This window comes from Microvirga sp. HBU67558 (genome assembly GCF_018069605.1).
Taxonomy (GTDB): Bacteria; Pseudomonadota; Alphaproteobacteria; order Rhizobiales; family Beijerinckiaceae; genus Microvirga; species Microvirga terrae.
Genome location: NZ_JAGPUP010000560.1, coordinates 79,181 through 103,685 on the forward strand (window position 1 = coordinate 79,181; position 24,505 = coordinate 103,685).

Here is a 24,505-nt window from a genome sequence, read left to right on the forward strand (position 1 = left end):
CGAACAAAGTTATTGCGTTTCTGAGAGGGCAACTGTCTATCCTCCTACGAAGGCGTTCTTACGAACTCAGACATTGAGCTGCGTTCTTGTCTTTTTAGCAACCGCACTGTCCACTGAGATAATCCAATGCAAGATACGGACGCTCTGCGCTCATCAAACGCATCAACTCGCGGGAGGATCATTGTCTGATACATGAAGCAGGGGTACCAGCACCTTTTCAACTTTGCGCTTGGTGCTTTCAACGCGCGATTGATCATCGAGTCGGATAAAAACCTTCGTAAATACCTCCAAGGTGCGATCAACTATCCTGAAAAATTTTTCAGCGCTTTCCACCTCTACTACAGCAAGTAAGCTACTCATGGTCTCGTCGGTAGCATGTGCTAATTCCAGTGAAACCGTTGGATGCTGGCCCTCCAGCTTGGACCATGCTTCAAGTGCGGAGACGAGTCTTGAATAATGCTTAGGAGTTGGAGCGCGACGGGCTAAATCGCGGCGGATTGCATATTCATTTTGGAGTGCAATTTCTGTGGCCCTTGAACGGTACTCCAGTGTCGAGTTGTGTAGTCGCCTAAGCGCAGCTGCCACTTTCTGGGAGTCCGATGGCGAGTCTCTCATGGCTTGGGACACGGCGATGCTGAGTAAACTTCTCAGCCAGTCGTCGTACTCAGATACTCGGTGAGTCCGATTAGCAATCCGCAATAGCTCCGCAGTGACTCGAATAAGCTCAGCCACGGAAGCAGCTCTCTGACCATCATCGCTTCTAATGGCTTCGTCTATTACGCTCCTAAGCTGCTCAACTGCACTGCCGTTACCCTGCTCTGCTAAAATCACAGCAATAATAGTTTCTGCCCAGAGGGTATATCTCAGCCGATCCCATGCGGAGAGACTTGCTTTTCGTGCAATTTCTTTCAGCCACTTAGCGTCTGCGAGAGCCGCATCAAGTAAGCCCTTGGAGATCCTGTCCTGGGCTCTCATTCTTACAAGGTGTTGGAGATGCTTGAAATGTTGAGTGTCTTGCGCTGTTTTACGTACGGCTTCTATGCCGGCGTCCAGTGCTCTCACGTACAACGTATAGAAGTCCCTTCTGAAAGGCGCATCCATCTCCGGGATTATATCACGCGCCATAATCGAGATCGCTTCCGGAGAATCCTCACTGAAGTACTCAAGTCGGTCGAACACGCTCGTCAATATGGATGCAGACAGGTCTCTGCCGCCCAAAGTGTCACCGAATAGCTTTAGATAGCAAATCTCGGTCGCAGCAGCCAAATAAGCCCAATTGAGGTAGTCCCTATCGAGAAAATCGGCAACTATACTTCGTGCCTCAGTGACATATGACAGCGCTCTTTTCGGATTATCTTTCGAAATGCCGTAGGCCTCTGCGAGCATTCTACCAACGCGGATGTGATCATCAACAAGTTTGCTGTCTACATCAGCTTCATAGAGAGGTCCTGTTTGTGCTTCTGTGAGAACCGTTGTCCCATCCGTGATGGCGTACTCTACGCCAGTGCCACGAAGGTCAGCACCCGTGAAGTCGATGCCACGAAGGTCCTGACCAGCAAGCTGCCAGCCCCGGAAGTCACCACCACGAAAATCCTTCTTAGGGTCGAGCCCTCCCGCTTTGATTAATGTAGACAATCTTGCATCTGGGGCGCTCCAAACAGCTGCAACGGCAGCTAATTTGTCCTGCGAAATCCCTGGGAATGGCTCAGCTACGCTACTCAACACTTGCCTCCCTAATCATGAGTTTCTTTGTGATCTTCGTTCGGCACCAGAATGGTTTGTTGTGCGATCAGGAACTCGTTTTCCGCCACAGTCAGCCCTGCCTGAATTTGTGCGTCCCGAAGACCCTTAGCAACTACCAGACCCGCAACACGAGCCCTCAGATCGTTTTCAGCTTGCTTGTGTTGAGCAATTGAGGCCTTGGCACGTCTCCTTAATAGAGTTCGGGCCCCGGTTTGATCGGTTTCATCGGCGGGGCTGCCATCTCGTGTTATTGAAAGGCTGCCGAATGAAGCACTCACTTGCAAATTCACTCGCACAGTTTCGGCAGGGTCAGTTCGCGTGATGAGGCAGAGAGGCTTAGGATCTCCGTCTTCCGATCTTGCTTCTTGAAAATAGGCCCCACTTAGTATGCCATCCTGGCGACGCGGGTCACCTCTTGTCAAATCACCAACACGCCACCTGTCTTGCCCACTCGTAACTACTAATTCGACACGTGCATCCTGGCGCACAGTCGATTCGTTCGTGTGATTTCTCTTCCTATTAAATCCGAACCGGAAACTACCGAAAACTCTAGCGAGGCCCTTTTGGCTATCGGCTTCAGCTCCAGCAGATACTCCGGCTTCTCTTCCTCGCTCAAGCCTCGAAACACCTGTTGTCACGACCTTGAAGTCGCCAGTCCCAAGCCAGTGCTCGTAATGAGTTCCAACCTGTGTCGTACAGTTCTCGCGCGACATTGATACGAAGCAAGTTCGCAATGCCATATCAAAATCGCGACCGCTGATCCTTAATGGCGCGACCCCACATGTCAGCTCAAAATCCAGACTCATCCGGTCGAATGGCTCGCCTTGGCGTATATCGGCGTTCATCCCGACAAGTCGATGCAATCCCGCGGCATGAGTAGGGCCGATCTTGAGGACGCCCTTCACTGTTCCAGTATTATTATTAGCCCTCGATTTTCGATCACGCGCCATACTGTTTCGATCAAGCTCCCGTTTCGGGGCTAATGATACTCAGGAACTCACGATATGAGGAGTCTTAGCGCGGGAAACCTTCTCCCGCCACGTCTTGGATCATGCCGAGTTACGTGAGGCGCCCACCTTGTCCCTGTGCTGGTGGACCGAACAAAACTTGGTGTGATTGCTGCTACGGTTCAATTATAGATCGTTGCGGCCAATGAATCGACTTACTAGTAGTGTTATATAGGAGCGTTAAAGTATGAATAGCGAAGCTCGGCGCCGAGCGTTCGTAGATGCGCTCTTCGGAATGGGGGGGGCGTCCAGTAGCGGCAAGCTCCGAGAGGTACTCGGCTGGGACGAGAGCGTCTATAGCGCTGTGAAGCAAGCGCTCGTGGATAGCGGCGTCGTCCGCAACGGGCGCGGGCGCGGTGGCTCTGTGGCGCTGGCCATGACCGAGGCACCCTCTGTTCGGAGAGAGGACGAGGCGAATACCGACATTGGGAGTAAGCGACAGAACCTAGTGGCCGCCAGTGCACATGGCCGAGCGAACGGCAACAGGGGCGAACTCGCTATCGAAGTGGAGGAGCCTCGTGTCGGGCGGCCGGACCAGATCACGTTCGAAAATGGACGAGAGTTGAGATCTGCCCTTTGGGAGGCGGCGAACACACTGCGCGGGTCTGCTGTCGACCGAACAGATTGGAAGGGCTATATTCTTCCATTGCTCTTCTTTAAACGAATCTCGGATGTTTGGGACGAAGAGACCACCGAGGCTCGTGAAACTTTCGGCGAAGCCGACCCATCCCTCTTTCCGGAGGTGCACCGCTTCTTGCTTCCTGACGGCTGCCACTGGAATGACGTTAGGGAAGTCCCAGCCAACGTCGGCGCCGCGCTGCAAAAGGCTATGCAGGAGATTGAGCGGGCCAATCCGGACACGCTCTTCCGCGTCTTCGGCTCCGCAGACTGGGGCAACAAGGAAAAGTTCTCCGACGAGTTGCTGAAAGATCTGATTGAGGGGTTCTCAGAGATCGGGCTCGGCAACACCACTGTCAGCACCGACGTGCTCGGCGACGCCTATGAGTATCTGGTCGGCAAATTCGCCGACGTGACACGTCGAAATAAGGCAGGTGAGTTTTATACTCCCCGCAGCGTGGTGCGCACGATGGTCGAGATCCTCGACCCCCAGGAAAGCGAGAGTATTTACGATCCTGCCTGCGGCACAGGTGGCATGCTGCTCGGAGCGATCGAGCACGTTGTCCGCAGGGGTGGCGATCCGCGGACCTTCTACGGCAAAATCTATGGTCAGGAGAAAAACCTGACGACAGCCGCAATCGCGCGGATGAACCTCGTCCTGCACGGGATTGAGGATTTCCAGGTTGCCCGTGAGGACACCCTGCGCAACCCAGCCTTTACGGATTCCAGCACAGGCGGCCTCGCCACCTTCGACTGTGTGATCGCGAACCCGCCTTTCTCGCTCAAGGAATGGGGCCGCGATCTCTGGGAGGCAGATCCATGGGGCCGCGCGCAATACGGCATCCCACCCGAGAGCTACGGTGACTACGCCTTCGTCCAGCACATGATCGCCTCAATGGCGCCGACCGGAAACAGCCGCATGGCGGTTGTCCTGCCGCAGGGCGCGCTGTTCCGAAAGTCGGCCGAGGGGTCGATCCGGCAGGCCCTGCTGGAAAGGGATATGGTCGAGGCGGTTATCGGCCTCGCACCGAACCTGTTCTACGGCACGCAACTGGCAGGCTGCGTGATGGTGCTGCGCCGCAAGAAGCCCGAAGCCCGCAAGAACAAGGTCCTGATTATCGACGCCTCCAGCCTGTTCCGCAAAGGTCGGGCGCAGAGCTTCCTCGAACAGGAGCACAGTGACCAGATCGTTGCCTGGTATCGAGCCTTCGAGAATGTAGAGGATCGCGCCAAGGTCGCCACGCTGGACGAGATTAAGAAGGAAGGCTGGACGCTGAACATCTCGCGCTACGTCCTGCCTCCCATTGGGCAGGACATCCCGCCGCTGCCCGAGGCCGTCGAAGCGTTCAAGACTGCGCTGGCAGATGCCCGGGCGGCCGAGGATCATCTGCGCAAGGTGCTGGTCGAAGGGGAGTGGCTGCAATGAGCGGGCTTACCCAACGCGAACTTGAAACCTATCTCTGGGGCGCGGCCACCCTGCTGCGCGGACTCATTGATGCCAGCGACTACAAGCAGTACATCTTCCCGCTACTGTTCTTCAAGCGCCTGTCCGACGTGTGGGACGAAGACTACCAACAGGCGCTCGATGAAACCGGCGACGAAGGCTATGCTGCCGACACCGCCAACGACCGCTTCGTGATCCCCAAAGGCGCGCACTGGAACGACGTGCGTGCCGCGCCACGCGATGTCGGGCGGGCGCTGCTGTCGACCTTCCTCGCCATTGAGGCGGCGAACCCCGAACGCCTGCAAGGCGTCTTCGGCAACGCGAACTGGACCGATAAGGCCCAGATGCCTGACAGCACGCTGAAGAACCTGATCGAGCATTTCTCCAAGCACGACCTCACCCTTGCCGCCGTGCCTGAGGACGAGCTTGGGAACGGCTACGAATACCTCATCAAGAAGTTCGCTGACGACAGCGGCCACACTGCGCAAGAGTTCTACACCAACCGCACCCTCGTCCACCTGATGGCGCAGATGCTGGAACCCCAGCCGGGCGAGAGCATCTACGATCCGACCTGCGGCACCGGCGGCATGCTGATTTCCTGCTTGGCCGAGGTGAAGCGGCGCGGCGGCGACACGCGCACCACCGGCCTTTATGGGCAGGAGCTGATTACCATCACCGCAGCCATCGCACGGATGAACTTGGTCATCCATGGCGTGGACGATTTCCACATCGCCAGTGGCAACACCTTGGCCGCGCCGGCCTTCGTGCAGGGTGACCGGCTGCGCACCTTCGACGTGGTCCTCGCTAATCCCCCCTATTCCATCAAGAAATGGAACCGCGGCGCATGGGAGAAGGATCCGTGGGGCCGCAACTTCCTGGGCACCCCGCCGCAGGGGCGGGCGGATTACGCTTTCTTCCAGCACATCCTGTCGTCGATGGACCCAAAGACCGGGCGCTGCGCGATCCTGTTTCCGCACGGCGTGCTGTTCCGCAACGAAGAGGCCGAGATGCGGCGCAAGCTGGTTGAGGCCGATCTGGTGGAATGCGTGCTGGGGCTCGGTCCAGGGCTATTCTACAACTCCCCGATGGAAGCCTGCGTGGTGATCTGCCGGTCGCGGAAGCCCGCGGCGCGATCTGGGCGCATCCTATTCATCGATGCGGTGACCGAGATCGCCCGCGAACGGGCGCAAAGCTTCCTGCGGCCTGAGGATCAGGCGCGGATCCTATCTGCCTATCACGCCTTTGCGGATGAGCCCGGCTTTGCCGCGGTGGCGCGCGTGGCCGACGTGCTGGCGGCCGATGGCAACCTGTCAATTGCCCGGTATGTGAAGCGCCCCAAGGCGGCAGCAGTCACCGGGGGCGCGACGCTGGCGGCGACTTGGGCGGCGTTTGACGAGGAAGGACGCGACTTCTGGTCGGGCATGGACGCGCTGGTGGATATGCTCGATGGCCTTATGCCTGCGGAGGATGCCGATGCTTGAGCGGTCGATATCGAAGGCGGGGTGGGCGCGCGTGGCCTTTGGCGACGTCGTGCGCCTGTCGAAAGCGCGCGTGGCCGATCCGGAGGCGGCCGGAATCGAACGTGTCGTTGGTCTGGAGCACGTCGAGCCCGGCGATCTGCGCATCCGTCGCTGGGGGGACGTAGCCGATGGCACGACCTTCACGACGCTGTTCAAGCCGGGGCAAGTTCTGTTCGGCAAGCGCCGCGCCTATCAGCGCAAGGTGGCGGTGGCGGATTTCGAAGGGGTCTGTTCCGGCGACATCTATGTGCTAGAGCCTGCGAATGACCGGCTCGTGCCGGAGTTGCTGCCCTTCCTGTGCCAGACCGACGCCTTCTTCGATCATGCCGTCGGTACATCGGCCGGGTCGCTGTCGCCACGCACCAACTGGACCAGCCTTGCCAGCTTCGAGTTTCTACTGCCACCGATCCAGGAGCAAGCTCGGTTAGCGGAGGCTTTGAGCAGTCTTGAACGAACTTCTTCGCTCTTGCAGGAAGCTGGGAAACACTTGCAACAGGTCCTAGATGCCCTGTTTGAAACGATTATCGTGCAGTCAAAAGAAAAGGGATTAATCCGCACTTTGGCGGACGTTTGCGCCCTGATTACTGACGGGACCCATCAACCACCTCAATTCGTGGACGCCGGCGTCCCATTCCTTTTCGTAAAAACTATTTCGGGCGGGAACGTCGATTGGTCACATATTAGCTATGTCAGCCAAGAGACTTACGATGAGCTGACAAAGCGCAATCGCCCAAAGCTCGGAGATGTTCTCTACACTGCAGTTGGAGCGACTTATGGCGTCGCCGTCGCTGTAGACTTTGACAAACCGTTTGTCTTTCAGAGGCACATTGCGCACCTGGTTCCTGATCAAAAGCTTATCCTTCCAGGATACCTGACGCTCTTTTTGAATTCCCGATACGGTAAGCAACAGGCAGATTCATCCGCTGTTGGAAGCGCCCAGCCGACGATAACACTTGAGTCATTGAGGCGATATTGGTGTCCGTGCCCCCCCATTGAGACTCAGCGCGAACAACTGATTGAAGTACAGCAAATAGAGCGCCAGCAGAAATCGATATCCGATAGGCTGAGCCATCTCCGTGTGGTCAGGCGGACGATTATGGAGACAGTTTTCTGATGTCGTTCAACGAAGCTAACACCGTTGAAGCCCATCTGCGCGACCTTCTCGCAGGCGCGGCCTCAGCCCGACCGGCGCAGATTGCGCCCGGCCTTGCCCGCATCGGCGGCAGAATCGAGGGCCTCGGTTGGCATTATGTTAGCCCCGCTGATCTTCCCCGCCAGCCGCAAGAGGTGCTGGTCGAACCCCATCTGCGCGACGCCCTGATCCACCTGAACCCCGACATCGCCGCCATCCCTGGCCGGGTCGATGACGTGCTCTACCGCCTGCGCGCCATCGTCATGGGAGCGCGATCGGACGGACTGGTGAAGGCGAACGAGGAATTTGCCGCGTGGGTCTTGGGCGAACGCTCAATGCCCTTCGGCGCGAATGGCGAACACGTCACCATCCGCCTGATCGATTTCGACGACATCGAGAGAAACAGCTTCGTCGTCACCCAGCAGTTCACCATCCGGGCCGGAAAGACCGAAAAACGCGCCGATCTGGTGTTGCTGGTCAACGGCATCCCGGTGGTGGTGATCGAGGCTAAGACGCCGGTACGGTCCAGCCAGAGTTGGCTCGACGCCGCGCTGCAGGTGCATGACGACTATGAGAGGAATGTGCCAGAGCTGTTCGTTCCTAACGTCTTTTCGGTAGCCACCGAGGGCAAAGAGTTTCGCTACGGCTCGGTCCGGATGCCGGTCGACATGTGGGGCCCCTGGCGCGATGGCGACGGGCCGCAGGGGCTCGGTGCGGTGGAAAAGGCGGCCGCCTCGATGCTGCGACCGGCGATGGTGCTCGACATGCTCGGCAGCTTCACGGCCTTCGCGACACAGAAAGGCAAGCATCGCATCAAAATCATTGCCCGCTATCAGCAGGTGGATGGCGTCAATAAGATCGTGGCGCGGGTTGTGGCGGGCCAGCCGCGCAAGGGGCTGATCTGGCATTTCCAGGGGTCGGGCAAGTCCCTTCTGATGCTGTTCGCCGCGCGCAAGCTGCGGCTGCACCCGGCGCTGAAGAACCCAACGGTGCTGGTCGTGGTCGATCGGATCGACCTCGACAGCCAGATCTCCGGCACCTTCTACGCCGCCGACATGCCCAACATGGTGCGCACGGAAAGCCGCAAGGAACTGGCTGACCTCCTGGGCAAGGACGCGCGCAAGGTGGTGATCACCACGGTTCACAAGTTCGCCGAGGCCGACGGCGTGCTGAACGACCGCGACAACATCATCGTGCTGGTGGACGAAGCGCACCGCACGCAGGAAGGCGATCTGGGCCGCAAGATGCGCGAGGCGCTGCCGAACGCGTTCCTGTTCGGCCTGACCGGCACGCCGATCAACCGTGCCGACAAGAACACCTTCTACGCCTTCGGCGCCGAGAGCGACGAGGGCGGCTACATGAGCCGTTACGGCCTAAACGACTCGATCCGCGATGGAGCGACGAAGGAGCTGCATTTCGAGCCACGCCTGGTGGACCTGCACATCGACCAGAAGGCTATAGAGGAAGCCTATGCCGAACTGACGCAGGGACTAACGGACGAGGACAAAGATCGACTGGGCAAGGCGGCGGCCAAGATGTCGATTCTGGTCAAAGCGCCTGAGCGCATTCGCGCGATCTGCGGCGACATCGCCAAGCATTTCCAAGAGAAGGCCGCCCCGAATGGCTTCGGCGCACAGGTGGTGACCTTCGACCGCGAAAGTTGCCTGCTGTACAAGCAGGAACTCGACCGGCACCTGCCGCCCGAGGTTTCTGACATCGTGATCTCGGTGAACAGCGGGGAGCCGGAATATGCGCCCTACAAGCGCGACCGGGATGCCGAGGAGAAGCTCCTTGACCGTTTCCGCGATCCCAAGGACCCGCTGAAGATCATCATCGTGACGTCGAAGCTGCTGACCGGCTTCGACGCGCCGATTCTGCAGACGATGTACCTCGACAAGCCGCTGCGTGACCACACGCTGCTGCAGGCCATCTGTCGGACAAACCGCCCCTATGGCGAGCAGAAGACGCACGGCCTAATCGTCGACTACCTCGGCATCTTCGATGACGTCGCGCAGGCGCTGAAGTTTGACGAGGAAGGCGTAAAGAAGGCGGTGTCAAACATCGCGGAACTGATCAATGCTCTGCCGATAGCCTTGCAGAAGTGCCTGGCCTATTTCGCCGGTGTGGATCGCAGCCTGATAGGGTACGAAGGGCTGATCGCCGCGCAGGAATGCATTCCAAACAACGACCTACGCGACGCCTTTGCCGCTGACTTCAGCGTGCTGGCACGGATCTGGGAGGCGCTGTCGCCCGATCCGGTGCTGACGCAGTATGAGACCGACTATCGCTGGCTGGCGCAGGTGTATGAATCCTTGAAGCCGTCCAGTGGGACAGGACGCCTCTTGTGGTACCAGCTTGGCGCCAAAACTATCGAACTGATCCACGAGAACGTCCATGTCGACGCGGTCCGCGACGATCTCGACACGCTGGTGCTCGATGCCGAACTGCTCGAGGCCGTCCTCGGCAACCCAGATCCGGAAAAGAAGGCCAAGGAAATCTCCGTCAAGCTGGCAGGCCGCCTGCGGAAACATGCGGGAAATCCGAAGTTCAAGGCACTGGGCGAGCGCCTGGAGGACCTGAAGAACCGGCATCAGCAGGGCTTGCTGCTATCAATCGACTTTCTGAAAGAGCTCCTGGCGCTGGCAAAGGACGTGGTGAAGACCGAGCGCGAAACGCCAGAGGAAGAGGACATCGACCGCGGCAAAGCGGCGTTGACTGAGCTTTTCGAGGAGGCTCGGAACGGCGACACGCCCGTGATGGTTAAACGGGTCGTGGACGACATCGACGAGATCGTGCGCGCGGTAAGGTTTGATGGCTGGCAGGCCACGCATGCCGGCGAACGCGAGGTCAAGAAGGCGCTGCGCCATACGCTTTTCCGCTATAAGCTGCATCAGGATGCGGACCTGTTTGAAAAAGCGTACGGTTACATTCGTGAGTATTATTGACAACAGGGTATGAGGACACTGCCTCGCTCAGAGAGCGGTGAGATTGAAGCACCGACTAAGGGTGCCAAACTTCGACATGCCATGCTCGTCCCGTCTCGGGAGGCTTGCGTCTCTTTTTGAGTCACATCGAGGCGTACACCGATAGTTCCTAAGTTAGGCACCAGCGTCCGCCGCGCAATTCATAGCTTGCCGCCGTGAAGAGAGAGCAATTGCCTAAGATCCTCGTCGAGTGCCCTACGCAATGAGTCGATGTCATTTGCAAGCTGATCGTAGCTCACAGTATCAGATTTCAAGAAGATATGTATAGCGGCGGAGCCGTGGGAAAGCGGTTCATGATCATCATATGCGACGCGCACGCTCGGCACCTGGTCCAGCACACTACCTAACCAACTTATCTCATCGATCTGAATTGTTTGTTTCCCACTGCTGCATGAGATTCCAATACAGTGGCTTGGTGCGGCCCATTCAAGCAGCTCTTGATAAGTTTTCCAGTCGAACCCCTCCAGACGCACGAGTTCTTGCCCTAGTCTTAGCTCGTAATCCATGGCCATTCCAATGTAGTCTGGATAGGTCTCAATTGGTCGGTCATCGTCCTCAAATTCAAAGGCGTCCATACCATTCCTCCGAGCCGCTTCGATGTGCGCGAACTTTCCGGACTAGCGATATTCCAATCTAGGATTTTCTGATCGAGTGCCATCATACACCCACGCGCCAGCGGCGCAGTTGCCTCTTCAAGTCCCTTGATGGCCAAGCACAAGACAGACTATTCCAATGCACCCAGTTCCCCAAGGTTAGCAGGGGTGCTCATTACGGCTTACCCACCAGTAGAGCAGTTTTAACAAGGTTCTTTATGCGCTTCTGACGCGGCAGAAGGTGATTTCCGGGCTGCAGCGTCTGAAAGCGCGTATGTTACTCCAGATTCAGGCTCCTATTAATAGGAGGAACGAAGGTGAGGCACAAAATTTAACCTCTTATTGCTCTCGCCATTGGCGCAGTGCCAATAGGAGCATTCTCGCAAGATTTTCCTGAACTACCAGTGAGCGGATTTAAGCTGCCAGTTGATGCTACGGTTCGGTACGAATGGTATAGAGACTCCGGGGCTACCGACGGAGGGTTCTGGCTACAGGAAAGTGGGTCGGTAGTACAGGCGAACAACTTATTCGTTACGCTCAGCGTCAGGGATAAATGCGGTAAGGGCAAATAGTGCTGTACTACCTTATCGTGTTTACCTGATTTACCTGAACTTGCAGCCGGGATCTGGTTTGCGGCTAGGTGTGCTGATCTACAGCGTCTGTTTCACCGCAGCGAGGATTGGAACCTGTGGAACGCGTTGGCAGGGATAGAATGGATGATCGGGGGTGATCGCTGCCGCCTCGCCACAAGCGAGACGGTCCTGGTGCTGAGCTTGAAAGCGGCTGTCAATGGGCGGACGAGATCCACCTCCGTGCCGCCGTGTGACCTGTGTGACCGTTGGGCTACAAGACTTTGATTGTCACAGCAGTTCGTGACTTGTGTGACCTTGGCTGAAGCCTCATCTCTCAAGAATGTCATCGGCGAACGCTTGCATCTGCGCCATCAGGGCGCGGGTTCTTCGCCGTTCTTCCAGAGCATCGCAGGTGAATTGACCGTGCCTGTACCTGCCGTTGCGCTCTCCTTTCGGTGCGCCGCTGCCGCTTGCCCCACCATGCATTCGGCAGCGCCGCTTCTCCCGCACGGCCGGGGACTGACACGGAGCTCCGGTCCGAGTTTTCGCCTCACAGCGTGGGGCCTGGAAGAGAGGTATTACCTTCCGGATCGCAGGATGCATGGGGTTGTCCATTTCTTTTTACCCTCCCCCATCCCTGCCAGTGTTGACAGCTCCAACAATCGCCTGCCCTCCGGGGTGAACGTGGACATGCTCGACCCTGACCGTCTGCTCGCCCCTGCGTCTCAGCTTGGCGAGAGCCTCCACCTGCAACGTGAACAAGCGTCCGAACTTGATCGCGACACTGCTCGCGATTTGCTGCTGTTCGACCTCCTCCGCCCAGTGCGCCCGTGACATAGCCTGCATGGTCAGAACATGCGTCATCACCATCTGGGCGGCCAACAGAGCCTCAACCTCGTTCTCGGGCCTGATCCCGTCGACAACGGCCAGAGCAGCATTGATTTCCTGGTCTGTCGGCGGTTTCGTCCAATGTGCTCCAAGACCTCTCATGAGACGGTTTATCTCTGTCTCAGCAAAAGCCTGCGAGGTGGTCCCGAAGGCATCGACAAAGCGATCCGTAAACCCCTTGAGATCACTGTGGCCCGGCCCGAGCGTCCGGGCCATTGTCGCCGACCTGCCTGGCTCGCGCTTCGCCTCGGTACTGGCCTTCATCTGGAGGCGAGGAGAGCGAGCCCTGACCCGCCCCTTAGCCTCCTCGATGGCCTGGACCTCGCGCGACTCTGGCGCCTGCGAGGGCGCAGGAACAGAATCTCTCACCTTCTTTTGCGTGCTCATGGCTGGCCTACCTTGTGCTTGAAGGCGGGTTCGTCCGACATGACGAGGGTGCAGGTGGCCAGACGCCCGACATAGCGACCGCAGGGAACCGCGACGGACTGTGTGACCGTCACATTGAGCAAGCTTCCTAAGTACTTGTGACTGTTGGCGGTCACACCGTCACGCAGGTCACACGTTTTTCCGGCACGGGAGCGAAACGCCCGCGAGGCGACCTCATAGCTGGTCACGAGACATCTCCTTCGAGAGCCCTCTGCCGGACTGCGTAGGTTCCGACCGATCGACCATCGACTTTAACGGAGAGACGATGCGCGCGATCGTTCCCGAAGGCGAGCATGTCACACTCGGCCAGCAAGCGAGCGATTGTGCCCGGCTGGCCAATACCGCCCACGGTCTCCCGCCAGCCCGTCGCGGTGAAGCACCAAAGAATCTCACCTGCTCGCATCTGACGGTAGCCGAGCAGGTCCTGAATGGGCCGCTGGTGGGAGCCGAAGTCCACCCCGTACTCCTTGCCAAGATCGCGGAAGCGGCTTTCGCTGTATCTCTCGACAACCTCCTGGATTGCCTGCAGAGCCGTGATCAACTCACCCGGTCCCTCACCTCCCCGCGTCAACAGGCAGGCCCTGAAGCACGCGTGCGCCGCCTGCTCTGCCTCTCCCTCGCCCCAGGGCAGGTTCAGGCGCTCGTGCGCGAGAGTGCCGGCCGCGGCGATCAGGGCGAAGCGGCTGGCAAGACGCTCCACCTGCCCATCGACATCGGGAAGTCCGGCCAGCATCCGCCCTTTGATCTCGCGGATCATCCTCCGGATGACTTCGGCGGCACAGCGAGGATCGTCAGCAAGCGTTTCGACGAACGCCGGACCTGCGACACCATAGTACTTCAAGGCCGCCGTCTTGATGGCTACGGCGAAGGTGGCTGGACTCTCTCCATGCGTATGCTCGAACAGGCCGAGCCCCTGCCCAGCATCGGCCGGCACGTCGATCAACCGCACGAGCTGTCCGGCCTTGGCCCGTTTGCCGCTTTCAGCGATCTTATCGGCCAGTCCGACCTCGCCAGCCGAGAGGAGCATGATGCGCCACTCCGCCCGAGCCTTCAGTTCGGCATCGCGCGCTGCGCGAGCCTTGCCTTGCCCGTTCACGAGCAGATACGCCGTCGATCCGGCCTCACGTGCGTCGAGTTCGCCCAGTTCGTCAAGGACGAGACACGTCCCCGAATGCGCCTTTGCAACGCTCTCCAGGCCATTGCCGGTCGCGCGCCAGGATTGGGCGAAACCGCCACGACCGCCGCCGCCCCAGACACTTCCGGCGGCAATCAGGGCCGTGCTCTTGCCAAGCGAGGATCCGCCGACCAGATGGACACCGCCGCCCTCGTCCCCGATGAGGTCGTTCACCGGGCCTGCGAAGGCAGTCGAGATGGCAAAAACCAGACGGGAGTTGCGCCCAGCCGGTGCCGCGACCGCATCAATCCATTGTTGCAGAGAGCCGCTCTGTGCATAGCGGGCCGCATCGCAAGCTCCATCGAACACATACCGCTCGTTCGCCTGCTGCCCAATTGTCTTGTGGGCCAGAACAAAGACCTCGCCACTCCAGCCGCAGTGCTTGACCAGGCACACCCTCGCCCTGCACCGCATGCCGCTGAAGGCGGCCTTCAACAGCTTGAGCTTCCTGGCATCACTGACGATATCGAGGCCAGCCGATACCAGCGGTTTAAACGCGTCGTGGCTGTGGCCGAGGAGATCCGCACGCGCCAGGAACCCTCGATGCTGTCGGCCGTCACGATCGTTCCATTCCAACGCGATCGCCCAACCATGGCCGTGCGGATCGCGCGCCTCACCTAGGACGGTGAACGGGCCGGTGAGCCGCGCATCCTCATGCCAGAGCCCCTCCTGCCGGAACTGATAGCCTTCCGGCCACGTCACCCCGGCAGGACTCGAAGCAATGGCGTGATGCAGATCAAGGTAGCCAGTGTCCATCACGCCCTCCTCACACTGGCGGCGGGGACGACGATGCGCGGAGCGGCGATCGTCAGCTGGCGCTCCAATTCGAGACCGTGCTCGACATCCTCGGCCATGAGCGGCCCGACATCACGCAGGAACTGCGCTGCCAATTGCGGCTTGAGCAGCACAACGCCTCTTCTGCCATCCCGCAACCAGTCGAGCGGGGATCGCCACACCGGCAGGGCTTCGGACTCGAGACGGGGCGCAAAGATCGTCCCCTCGCCCAAGCCCCAGGCGTAGCCGAGCCACGAGGCGAGGCGATCCGTCGACGGCGCCCAGGCGACGATGTCGAGCGGGGCGCCGCCACTGTCCTCGACGAGAAACAGGAGAGCGCATTCCCTCGGCGTGTCACACGAGAGATAGTGCGGGAATTCGAAGCGTCCTTCCGCCACCCAGGCGATGTCAGCAGCCCGGAGAGGCATGGGATGCCACAGAGCCGAAGCTGGGACGCCCATTTGCACGAGGCGGTCGACCTCGTCCCGCGAGAGCAGCGAGAGGCTGTCGTAGAACTCCTCGACCCATGACAGGTCGACGGGGCCCGTGATTGTGGTATTGTCGCGGTCGGAGCCGGCTTCCAGGCAAGGCATCCGCAACGTGAACCCGGTCTCTGCGCTGCCACGCGGGATCGGGTTTTCCGTGTTCAGCGTTCCCATTACGCGACCTCCTTGCGGATGGGCGGGAGGGACGCGAGCCAGCGCCGGAGATCCTCCGCCAGAATCAGGGTGCGGCGGCCGCGCTTGACCGCGCGGAGGCGGCCAGCCTTGATTTCCTCGTAGAGAACCGTGCGCCCCACGCCGGTAACCTTGCGGGTATCTTCAATGCTGTAGGTCAAGGGCTCGTTCATGATTTGTCCTTATGAATACGCGGGGATTCACCCGTGCTCCATAAATGACATAGTTATAAGATTTGGGGAGTCGACCCTAAGAACTAAGGTTGTTGTGCCTAACAAATTCGGGCGCCACAAAAGTACGCTTGAAGCGAATACTGCAGAGTGAATTTCTCAATGTTCTCATAAGGTGGGTTCGCTCATGCCGAACATTTTGAGCAATTAGCGTTTAAACGCTTAATGGCTGCGACAGTTGCGCGCATGAAGCATACCCCACTGCAGTTTTCGGATAATTTTTGCGGGATACAAGTCTCTCACAGCGAGTATTCATAGATCAAGTCGCTGGTATGATGTCCTTCGAAAGAACTATGTCGAACGTATCAATGTTAAGAGAGTTAAAGACTGAAGAGGTCTTTGGCTGAGAAATCTCTGAAGTTTGCGGTCAACTTTTCCTTAGAGGACACGCAGCGGAGTAAGTGTGTGTTTGACTAACAAGTCGGAGAGCAGAAGCAATTGTTCATGTCGATCGATAAGCGGACTCATTGAGGTTTACAGTGCGCTTGCTCGCTCATTCTGGTCCCATAGCAATACGTTAGGTAAGGCGAGCTGGCGCGCGTAGAATGTCGCCAACCGGCTCCGCCTTTCTCGATTGCCTACGTGGTCGCGCAGAGTGTCGGCAGAGGAGAACTCGGATATTAGTGAGTGAGGGTACAACGTCTTATCGGCACGTGCGATCTCATCGAACGAGGCGTCACTGAGATGTTCCAAAATATAAGAACGCAACCGCGGACCGGGCTCAAAGTCCCACAGCAAAATCCGACGGACTGCCCTTAAAAGATTCCCATTTATTGAAGGTGTAGGTAGGAGGTTTATTTCGATGGTCCTGTGCCGGAGTCGGTCAAGATAGCTTTTATGACAGACTACTTGCCGCTGCTTCACATCATAGAGTACCGAGTCACAGTCGAAAAAGGTACAACCTATCACGTCCTCTAGCTGATTAATGTTTGCATAGCCGGCTCTGTACGCCCATGTGGAACGGAGTGCCCAGAAATCGAGCTTCCAGCGTTCTGCAGCGTATGAATAACCACCGAACCTGTTTGGTTTAGCTCCCAGTCTATGGGCGAGTTCCTCGATCTCCTTTACCGGCGCGTCAATGACTAAGTCGACGTCAGATTTGAACCCACAGGCCCCAGCGCGAGCGAAATCGCGCACCATTCCACCAATAATAGCAACCCTACTGAAACCAAGAAAATGTTCACTAAGCAGTCGGCGCAACGACGCAACGGGAGCCGATTTATCACGCCATATATAATCGTCGATGCGTCGCTTTAAGACGCGTTCGTTTGCAGCTACGGACAATCTGGTACCTCCCTGACGTCCTGCCAAAGCTTTATTGCGAACGTGTCTGTCATACCAGAGACCATGTCCGTTAGCAGTCTCAGTTCGCGGTACCGAATACTTTTATTGCTGCATGAACGATCAGAGGAGTTGATGGCATCCTCTAAATAGTTGGGACTGATGAGTGAGAAGCCATACTTTGCTTTAGCGCTGCGGCGGCGTGAACTCAGATCATCGAAATCAGTGCGGTCGGAGATCGCATTCCAGAAGAACGACATCAATCCATCTATTGCCGCCGCACCGATCGCCTCCATCTTCAAAACACCTGCGTTCGAGAATGCAAACTGTTTTGCGATCTTCTTTAGGGCATTGCAAAGACGGCTTGTCTCCATCAAGGGCAACTTGTGCTTGAGCGCCATGATTGCGTCAGCCTCTTGGACGAAGCTCTCAGCTGCTTCCTTAATCAAGGCCTCGATCAGATACGCCCTAACATAGCCAATTTTGATATCACGCACGACATCTGGGTGCCGGCTACCCTCTTCCGCCCTCCCGAAAGAGCCTCGGATACGATGTACGATGGCAGAGTCCTTGAAGTCCTCATTGTGGGCAAGGATGGCCAAAACATCATCAGGAGAGACAATACCCTTCTTCATCACATCATCAACGTCGAGCACGCTGTAGGCGATATCGTCGCAGGCCTCCATAATCCAAGTAAGTGGATGCCGTTGCCCTTCCTCGAGCCCAGTTTCATCTCGTATCCACTTGATGATTGCTACCTCAGAATCGAAATAGCCGATCTTCTTTAAAACAGGATTATTCTTGTCTCGGTTCTGAGCGGACACAGGATACTTCAGCAGTGCAGCCAAAGTGGCCGCGGTTAGGTCAAGGCCAGCATGCTCGACATGGGTCTGAAGTTTAGTAACAAGGCGCAAGCTTTGCGGATTTCCGTCGAACTCAATAAACTCCGCTCTAACGAGTTCCGAGACAGAGGTGGGCAGGTCGTCACCCTGCTCAAGATAGTTCGAGAATATCCATTTCTCGCGAGCTTTGAACCAGCGGCCGATGGCGGCCTCTCCCTGATGACCGAAAGGTGGATTCCCTAGGTCATGTGCCAAACCAATAGCGGAAAGGATAGGTTGCACGACGTCGTGCAGGTCAGCTCCCTGAAAGATCTCAGACTTCTGGCTAGCCACACGAGAACCGATTGATCGAGCTAGGTTCGCAACCTCATGGGAGTGCGTCAGACGTGTGCGAACGCCATCGTTCTCGTCCATGGGCCATACCTGCGTCTTGTCAGAAAGACGGCGCACGGGCGTGGAGAAAAGAAGCCTGTCATAATCCTGCTGAAAGCGAGACCGCCAGCCCTCCGGATCTGCCTCTTCTATTGGGTGGGGCTTGTGACTTACAGGAGCTCCTCCCCGCTCGCGAGGCCATCGCTGCTTTGACCAGAGATTCATCATCAAGCACCCGTAGGCAGACCTCAGTTGTTCCTTACGATTAGCCTTTTCCAGCCGGCAACAACAGTCAAAGAGAGGCGTCATCCACGCTGATATTCGAATGCTGTAGCCGTTGACACTAGCCAGGACTCATAGAATGGCCACCTTCGGGGAACGGTTCCACCTTGATATAATATATCGAGTTAAAGGGCAAATTTGGCTACGCTTTGAGCAACTCGGACGAGGATTGCTCAACCCATTTCGCTTCCGCTCGATCCGTTTGCATTGTGATCTTCCGAGGAAATTGTGTGATCCACTTTTTCAGGTCCCAGGTCAGAATGTAATTAAAATAACTACGGCAGCCATTCCTGTGGCACGCTCCAATAAAGGAATAGTGACCCTCCAGTATCAACGGCTATCAATCGGAGGGAGCCCCGCAGTCGGGTCTATAGCTGTTGGGAAATCTTACTCGAAGGGCAGCGGCACCATTGATGAGAAGCCGGTGCGAATTGCGCTTGGGCGAGGATTCCGGAATGACAGCGGAAAAGTAGAGGTCGCTGTGGCCGGTCACATACGTCTCGTTGTCAAAAGAGCCGTCACGAAGGAAGCTAACGGACCCGATCTCCACGCGGCGCTCCGTCTCCATACTCGCCCGGTGGCTCGTAGCTACGTCAGTTTCAGTCGGTGTAGTCGACAGCCACCCGAGAAGCTGGTCGGAAGCAGCGCTGATCGTCGTCGCTATGTTCACCTCTAACAATCCGAGGCGAATCAATTGGCGTCCCCGGCACGTCCCCCAACCCTCCAGCGGAGATTAGAACCTGCGGGTCTGCGTTAAAATAAATAAAGCTTTCAATGAGATAGATGGTGCCCAGGGGCGGAATCGAACCACCGACACTGCGATTTTCAGTCGCATGCTCTACCAACTGAGCTACCTGGGCATCCGAAGCGCGGCGGAGCCGTGCGCGTCGTGGAGGGGTGTATAGTCAGACCGGGGCCGCATGTCCAGCGTCTCGGACGACAAAAATGCCGGGAATTTGCCGCTCAGGCCTCACGCCCGTCCTCGTCCTTGTCGTCTTCCTCGTTCTCGACCGCTGGGATCGCGTAGCTGCCCGACAGCCAGCGGTTCAGGTCCACGTCGGCGCAGCGCTTCGAGCAGAAGGGCCGGTAGTCCGGCTGGGCGGGCTTGCCGCAGATCGGGCACTTGCCGGAGGAAGCCAGGGGTTTGTTCTCGTTGGCGGCGTTCACATGCGCGTCCTTTCCATGCAGAGCAACTAGGTGGTTGCAGGCGCCATGCCGCGCAAGTCGGTCCGGAGGATGGGCAACCCGGCCTCAGGCCGCACTGAGCCAGCTGAAGCGGACGGGATACCCCTCCCCGTCGAGCAGGGCCGCGGCCTCGTAGAGAGGCAGGCCGACCACGTTGGAATAGGAGCCCACCAGCTTGACCACGAAGGTGCCGGCAAGGCCCTGAATGGCATAGCCGCCGGCCTTCCCGCGCCACTCGCCGGAGGCGAGATAGCGCTCGAACTCATCCCGGGAGAGACGCTTGAAACGCACACGGGTCTCCACCAGGCGCTCGCGGACCGAATCCCGCGGGGTGATCAGGCAGACCGAGGTGTAGACCCGGTGGGCACGCCCCGAGAGCAGCCTCAGGCAGCCGGCGGCCTCGTCGACGAGTTCCGCCTTGGGCAGGACGCGCTTGCCGACCACCACGACCGTATCGGCCGACAGGATGTAGGAGTCCTTCAGGTCCTCGCGCGCCCGGGCCACCTTCCGGGCCACCTCCGCCTTGGAGCGGGCGAGGCGCTTCGCCAACTCCTTGGCGCCCTCGTTCTTGAGGGGCGTCTCGTCCACATCCGCCGGCAGAAGGGCGTCCGGCTCGATGCCGGCCTGCTGGAGGAGGCCGAGCCTGCGCGGCGACGCGGAGGCGAGAACGAGCTTCGGACGCCAGCTGGGATTCGACACCTCGGAAGAAGACGCCACTTTTCTCTCCACGCTCCGGCCCCGTCGGGCCCTTCAAGGATACTCATCAAGGCAATAGCTACGCCGGGTCACAAAATGGCACCGGGCGCAGGCGAATCAAGCCGATCAGACGATGGGCGGCTCGGTGCCGGCGGACGACGGCTTCACCAGCGGGTCGTTCGTGGCCAGCGGGTCGTTCTTGGCATCGAGCCGCTCGAGCTTGCGATAGCGCACCACGCTGACCGGGATCAGCAGCAGGAACGCCACCGTGATCAGGCTGAGCATTTCCCACGGAAAGCTGACGAGGAGGCCGAACGCCGCCACGGACAGAACGAAGATCGGCAGCACCCACTGGCGCGGCACGTACTTGCCCATCGTCTTTCCCGAATAGGTCGGGATCGTCGACACCATGAGAAACGCGATGCCCACAACGTAGACCAGGATGACCGGGCCGACGGACGAACCCTGGATGGGAACGCCGAGGAAGGAGAGGTAGAGCGGCAGAAGGGCGCTCATGGCGCCCATGGGAGCCGCCATGCCGACGAAGAAATTCTTCTTCCATTCGGGCCGGTTGGGATCGTCGATCATCACGTTGAACCGGGCCAGGCGCAGTGCCGCCGCGATGGCGAGCACGAGCGAACCGATCCAGCCCACCCGTCCGAGCTCGTGCAGGACGAAGCTGTAGAGGATCAGCGCCGGGGTGACGCCGAAGTTCAGGAAGTCTGCCAGGGAGTCGAGTTCGGCGCCGAACCGGGAGGTTCCCTTCAGAAGGCGGGCGATCCGCCCGTCGACGCCGTCCAGGAAGGCGGCCACGATCACCGCCACCACGGCCCTCTCGTATTGCCCGTCAAAGGCCAGCCGGATCGCCCAGAGCCCCAGGCAGAGGGCGATCAGGGTGATGATGTTGGGGGCGATCATCCGGAACGGAACCGGCTTGAAGAGGCGCTTGCGCGGCTCGTTCGGATCCGGGGCGAAGGGCGGGAAAAGGTCACTCATGGCAACAACCTAGCGCATCGTACGGAAAAGTGGACCCGGTTTTCCCTTTTGAAGGATGCGCTCTTCAAAAAGGCGATCGTCGGCTAAACCCCGAAAACGGCGTCCACTTTCGGGCTTGACGATGGCGGGGATCCAGCCCGAGCTCGGCCGTTTGCGAACCATGGGAGAAGCGCAGAATGCGGTCAACGGTTCCGTAAGGAAAGACCGCGGGAAGGAGGCCTTTCCCGCGCGCAAAAGGCGTCAGCCCACCCGGTACTGACGCGCGGGCTCGTTGGCGGTGAGGTCGGCCAGCACCGTCTCTCCGGCGACCGCCGTCTGGCCGAGGCCGACGAGCACCTGGGCGTCGAGCGGTACGAAGATGTCGAGACGGGAGCCGAAGCGGATCAGGCCGAAGCGCTCGCCGGTGCTCAGATGATCGCCGATCTTCACGAACGATACGATGCGCCGCGCCACGAGGCCGGCGATCTGGACCACGCCGATCTTGGTGCCGGCCGTCTCGATCACCAGGGCGTTGCGCTCGTTGTCCTCGCTCGCCTTGTCGAGCTCGGCATTGAGGAAGAGGCCCGGCGTGTAGAGGATCTGGGCAATCCGGCCGGTGACCGGAGAGCGGTTCACGTGGCAGTCGAACACGTTCATGAAGACCGAGATGCGGGTCATCGGCTCGGGCGGCAGGTCGAGCTCGGCCGGGGGCACAGCGGTGGTGATGAGATTCACTCGTCCGTCCGCCGGGGAGACCACCAAGCCTTCCCGGATCGGCGTCACCCGCGGAGGGTCGCGGAAGAAGTAGCAGACCCACACGGTCAGGATCATCCCGATCCAGCCGAGCGGCGACCACAGCCACGCCAGCACGATCGTCGCAAACAGCGCGATCAGGATGAAGGGATAGCCCTCCTTGTGGATCGGCACGAAGATGCGGCGCATCGATTCCAGGATATCGGTCATTCTTTCACAGCCTTGAGAAGGTTTGCCAGGGGATGGCAGGCGCAGACGCTTCCGTCAACCTGCCACGCTCTCGGGGCTGCGCTCCTCCTCCTCAGCCCGCTTGAGGGTCTCGCGCGCCTGATCCGCCTCGCGCTGGCGGTTCCACATGGCGGCATAGACCCCGCCGAGGGCCAGGAGGCTCCCATGGTCGCCGCGCTCGACCACCCTGCCCTGATCGAGGACGATGATCTCGTCGGCCCCGATGACTGTGGACAACCGATGGGCGATCACCAGGGTGGTGCGCCCCCGGCTGACCCGGTCGAGAGCGTCCTGAATCTCCTTCTCGGTGAAGGTGTCGAGCGCCGAGGTCGCCTCGTCGAGGACCAGGATCGGAGGGCTTTTCAGGATCGTGCGGGCGATCGCCACCCGCTGCTTCTCGCCCCCTGATAGTTTCAGGCCGCGCTCGCCCACCGGCGTGTCGTAGCCCTCCGGCAGGAGTCCGATGAACCGGTCGATCTGGGCAAGGCGCGCGGCCTCCCTCACTTCGTCCGGACTTGCATCCCAGCGGCCGTACTGGATGTTGTACCCGATGGTGTCGTTGAACAGCACCGTGTCCTGGGGGACCATGCCGATGACCTTGCGCAGGGAGCCCTGCTGCACCTCGGCGATGTTCTGCCCGTCGATGAGGATGCGCCCGCTCGTGGGCTCGTAGAAGCGGAACAGCAGCCGTGAGATCGTCGACTTGCCGGCGCCGGACGGACCGACGATCGCCACCGTATGGCCGGCCGGAACCTCGAAGCTCACGCCCTTGAGGATCGGGCGCTCGGGAATATAGGCGAAATGCACGTCCTCGAATCGAACGACGCCCTGCGCAACCTGGAGCGGCCTGGCGCCGGGCTTGTCCTGAATCTCGGGATTGCGCTCAATGATCGCGAACATGTCGTCGATATCGATCAGGGCCTGTTTGATCTCCCGGTAGAGCATGCCCATGAAGTTCAGCGGGATATAGAGCTGCACCAGCATGGCGTTGACGAGCACGAAGCTGCCGATGGAGGCCCGCCCAGCCATGATGTCCCGGGCGGCCAGCACCATGACGATGGCCATGCCGATGGAGAAGATCACCGCTTGGCCGGCGTTGAGCACCGCCAGCGACGTGTAAGTCTGGGTGGAGGCGCTCTCGAACTTCGCCATGGAACGATCGTAGCGGGCGGTCTCGCGCTGCTCGGCGCCGAAATACTTCACCGTCTCGTAGTTCAGGAGCGAGTCCACCGCCTTGGTGTTCGCATCCGTGTCCGAATCGTTCATCTGCTTGCGGATCGAAATCCGCCACTGGGTCGCCTTGTAGGTATAGGCGAGGTAGACGACCACCATGACGAACACGACGGCGGAATAGAGCCAGTTGAACTCCCAGGCGAGCAGTCCGAGAACCAGAACGAACTCGAGGATCGTCGGCACGAGGGTCAGAACCACGAGGCGCGACAGCTCCTCGATCCCCTCGCGGCCGCGCTCCAGCACGCGGGTCAGGCCGCCGGTCTTGCGCTCCAGATGAAAGCGCAGGGACAGGCGGTGCATGTGCTCAAAGGTCTGGAGCGCCAGGTTGCGGACCGCGTGCATGGCGACCTTGGCGAAGAGGCCGTCGCGCATCTGGGTCAGGACCGCCATGAGGATGCGGGTGAGGCCGTAGATGGCGGTAAGCAGGATCGGCGCCTTCCAGAGCCAGGAGCCTGCCGTCGCGGCCGCCTCGGCTCCCTGGGCAGTGCCACCCGTGGCCGCCACGAGCGCATCCGTGGCCCATTTAAAGGCGAACGGCGTCACCATGGTGACGCCCTTGGCTACCAGAAGCAGCCCGAAGGCGAGGAAGACGCGGCGCTGAAGGTCCGGCCGGCCGTGCGGCCAGAGATAGGGCCAGAGTTTCGTCCAGGTGGCCGCCAAGCCTTTGGGCTTTGGCGCAGCAGCGCTCGTCGTCGGGACGGCGGTGGAGGGAGGCATACGCGAGAATCCAATCGAGATGTTAGGTCCCGATATAGGCGATTGGACGGGTGAATTCACCCCAAGTCTGTCATTGTTCCAGGTTTCAGCGGAGCACAGCGTTCCCGATGTCCCTCGATCGCTTGGAGACCGAGGAGGCCGGGCGATGGAACCCGGACG

At 59.2% G+C, this 24,505-nt stretch carries 19 protein-coding genes and 1 tRNA gene; 4 read left to right on the forward strand and 16 right to left on the reverse strand.

Features of this window, described 5'->3' with window-relative positions; genetic code table 11:
* Positions 1-162: 162 nt before the first annotated feature.
* Together KBI52_RS29080 and KBI52_RS29085 are read right to left on the reverse strand one after the other, a co-directional pair.
* Positions 163-1,722: a hypothetical protein gene (locus KBI52_RS29080; protein WP_210812519.1), complete on the reverse strand. Its 1,560-nt coding sequence runs from the start codon at positions 1,720-1,722 to the stop codon at positions 163-165.
* A gap of 11 nt (positions 1,723-1,733) precedes the next feature.
* Positions 1,734-2,693 (reverse strand): hypothetical protein, encoded by a 960-nt coding sequence (locus tag KBI52_RS29085; RefSeq protein WP_210812520.1) that lies wholly within the window; start codon positions 2,691-2,693, stop codon positions 1,734-1,736.
* Between the two features lie 244 nt (positions 2,694-2,937).
* Here KBI52_RS29085 and KBI52_RS29090 point away from each other — a divergent pair, with 244 nt between their 5' ends.
* Genes KBI52_RS29090 through KBI52_RS29105 form a run of 4 tightly spaced genes read left to right on the forward strand, consistent with a single transcriptional unit; the run spans position 2,938 to position 10,409 of the window.
* Positions 2,938-4,794: a class I SAM-dependent DNA methyltransferase gene (locus KBI52_RS29090; RefSeq protein WP_247654709.1), complete on the forward strand. Its 1,857-nt coding sequence runs from the start codon at positions 2,938-2,940 to the stop codon at positions 4,792-4,794.
* Positions 4,791-6,293 carry a class I SAM-dependent DNA methyltransferase gene (locus KBI52_RS29095; RefSeq protein ID WP_210812521.1) on the forward strand — a complete coding sequence of 501 codons (1,503 nt, stop codon included), beginning with the start codon at positions 4,791-4,793 and terminating at the stop codon, positions 6,291-6,293. The genes KBI52_RS29090 and KBI52_RS29095 overlap by 4 nt, the downstream gene beginning before the upstream one ends.
* Complete coding sequence (locus KBI52_RS29100; RefSeq protein ID WP_210812522.1) at positions 6,286-7,446, forward strand: restriction endonuclease subunit S; 1,161 nt, start codon at positions 6,286-6,288, stop codon at positions 7,444-7,446. Before KBI52_RS29095 ends, KBI52_RS29100 begins: the two co-directional genes overlap by 8 nt.
* Positions 7,446-10,409 (forward strand): type I restriction endonuclease subunit R, encoded by a 2,964-nt coding sequence (locus KBI52_RS29105; RefSeq protein WP_210812523.1) that lies wholly within the window; start codon positions 7,446-7,448, stop codon positions 10,407-10,409. The genes KBI52_RS29100 and KBI52_RS29105 overlap by 1 nt, the downstream gene beginning before the upstream one ends.
* A 179-nt stretch (positions 10,410-10,588) precedes the next feature.
* Here the strand turns inward: KBI52_RS29105 and KBI52_RS29110 are convergent, their stop codons facing one another.
* From KBI52_RS29110 to KBI52_RS29170, 14 genes are all read right to left on the reverse strand, one after another.
* Positions 10,589-11,023 (reverse strand): hypothetical protein, encoded by a 435-nt coding sequence (locus KBI52_RS29110; protein ID WP_210812524.1) that lies wholly within the window; start codon positions 11,021-11,023, stop codon positions 10,589-10,591.
* Between the two features lie 917 nt (positions 11,024-11,940).
* A complete protein-coding gene (locus KBI52_RS33705; protein WP_315974839.1) occupies positions 11,941-12,228 on the reverse strand; it encodes an HGGxSTG domain-containing protein in 288 nt (95 codons plus the stop codon).
* A 6-nt stretch (positions 12,229-12,234) separates the two neighbouring features.
* Positions 12,235-12,717: a hypothetical protein gene (locus KBI52_RS29115; RefSeq protein WP_210812525.1), complete on the reverse strand. Its 483-nt coding sequence runs from the start codon at positions 12,715-12,717 to the stop codon at positions 12,235-12,237.
* A gap of 167 nt (positions 12,718-12,884) precedes the next feature.
* Entirely contained in the window at positions 12,885-13,115 is a 231-nt protein-coding gene (locus KBI52_RS29120; RefSeq protein WP_210812526.1) for a hypothetical protein, read from the reverse strand.
* On the reverse strand, positions 13,112-14,857 hold the full coding sequence (locus KBI52_RS29125; protein ID WP_210812527.1) for a DUF927 domain-containing protein: 1,746 nt from the start codon (positions 14,855-14,857) through the stop codon (positions 13,112-13,114). The genes KBI52_RS29120 and KBI52_RS29125 overlap by 4 nt, the downstream gene beginning before the upstream one ends.
* A complete protein-coding gene (locus KBI52_RS29130; RefSeq protein ID WP_210812528.1) occupies positions 14,857-15,534 on the reverse strand; it encodes a hypothetical protein in 678 nt (225 codons plus the stop codon). The genes KBI52_RS29125 and KBI52_RS29130 overlap by 1 nt, the downstream gene beginning before the upstream one ends.
* Positions 15,534-15,725: a helix-turn-helix domain-containing protein gene (locus KBI52_RS29135; protein WP_210812529.1), complete on the reverse strand. Its 192-nt coding sequence runs from the start codon at positions 15,723-15,725 to the stop codon at positions 15,534-15,536. Before KBI52_RS29135 ends, KBI52_RS29130 begins: the two co-directional genes overlap by 1 nt.
* A 1,331-nt stretch (positions 15,726-17,056) precedes the next feature.
* Positions 17,057-18,586: a dGTP triphosphohydrolase gene (gene dgt, locus KBI52_RS29140; protein WP_315974840.1), complete on the reverse strand. Its 1,530-nt coding sequence runs from the start codon at positions 18,584-18,586 to the stop codon at positions 17,057-17,059.
* 757 nt (positions 18,587-19,343) lie between these two features.
* Positions 19,344-19,419: transfer RNA gene (locus KBI52_RS29145), tRNA-Phe, on the reverse strand.
* Positions 19,420-19,522: 103 nt separating this feature from the next.
* Positions 19,523-19,726 carry a DNA gyrase inhibitor YacG gene (yacG, locus tag KBI52_RS29150; RefSeq protein WP_210812531.1) on the reverse strand — a complete coding sequence of 68 codons (204 nt, stop codon included), beginning with the start codon at positions 19,724-19,726 and terminating at the stop codon, positions 19,523-19,525.
* Between the two features lie 84 nt (positions 19,727-19,810).
* Positions 19,811-20,461: a Maf-like protein gene (locus tag KBI52_RS29155; protein WP_173949243.1), complete on the reverse strand. Its 651-nt coding sequence runs from the start codon at positions 20,459-20,461 to the stop codon at positions 19,811-19,813.
* Between the two features lie 105 nt (positions 20,462-20,566).
* Entirely contained in the window at positions 20,567-21,436 is an 870-nt protein-coding gene (locus tag KBI52_RS29160; protein ID WP_210812532.1) for a phosphatidylcholine/phosphatidylserine synthase, read from the reverse strand.
* Positions 21,437-21,676: 240 nt separating this feature from the next.
* A complete protein-coding gene (locus KBI52_RS29165; RefSeq protein ID WP_210812533.1) occupies positions 21,677-22,378 on the reverse strand; it encodes a phosphatidylserine decarboxylase in 702 nt (233 codons plus the stop codon).
* Positions 22,379-22,432: 54 nt separating this feature from the next.
* Positions 22,433-24,346, reverse strand: a complete 1,914-nt coding sequence (locus KBI52_RS29170; protein ID WP_173949240.1) for an ABC transporter ATP-binding protein/permease — start codon at positions 24,344-24,346, stop codon at positions 22,433-22,435.
* Positions 24,347-24,505: the final 159 nt, after the last annotated feature.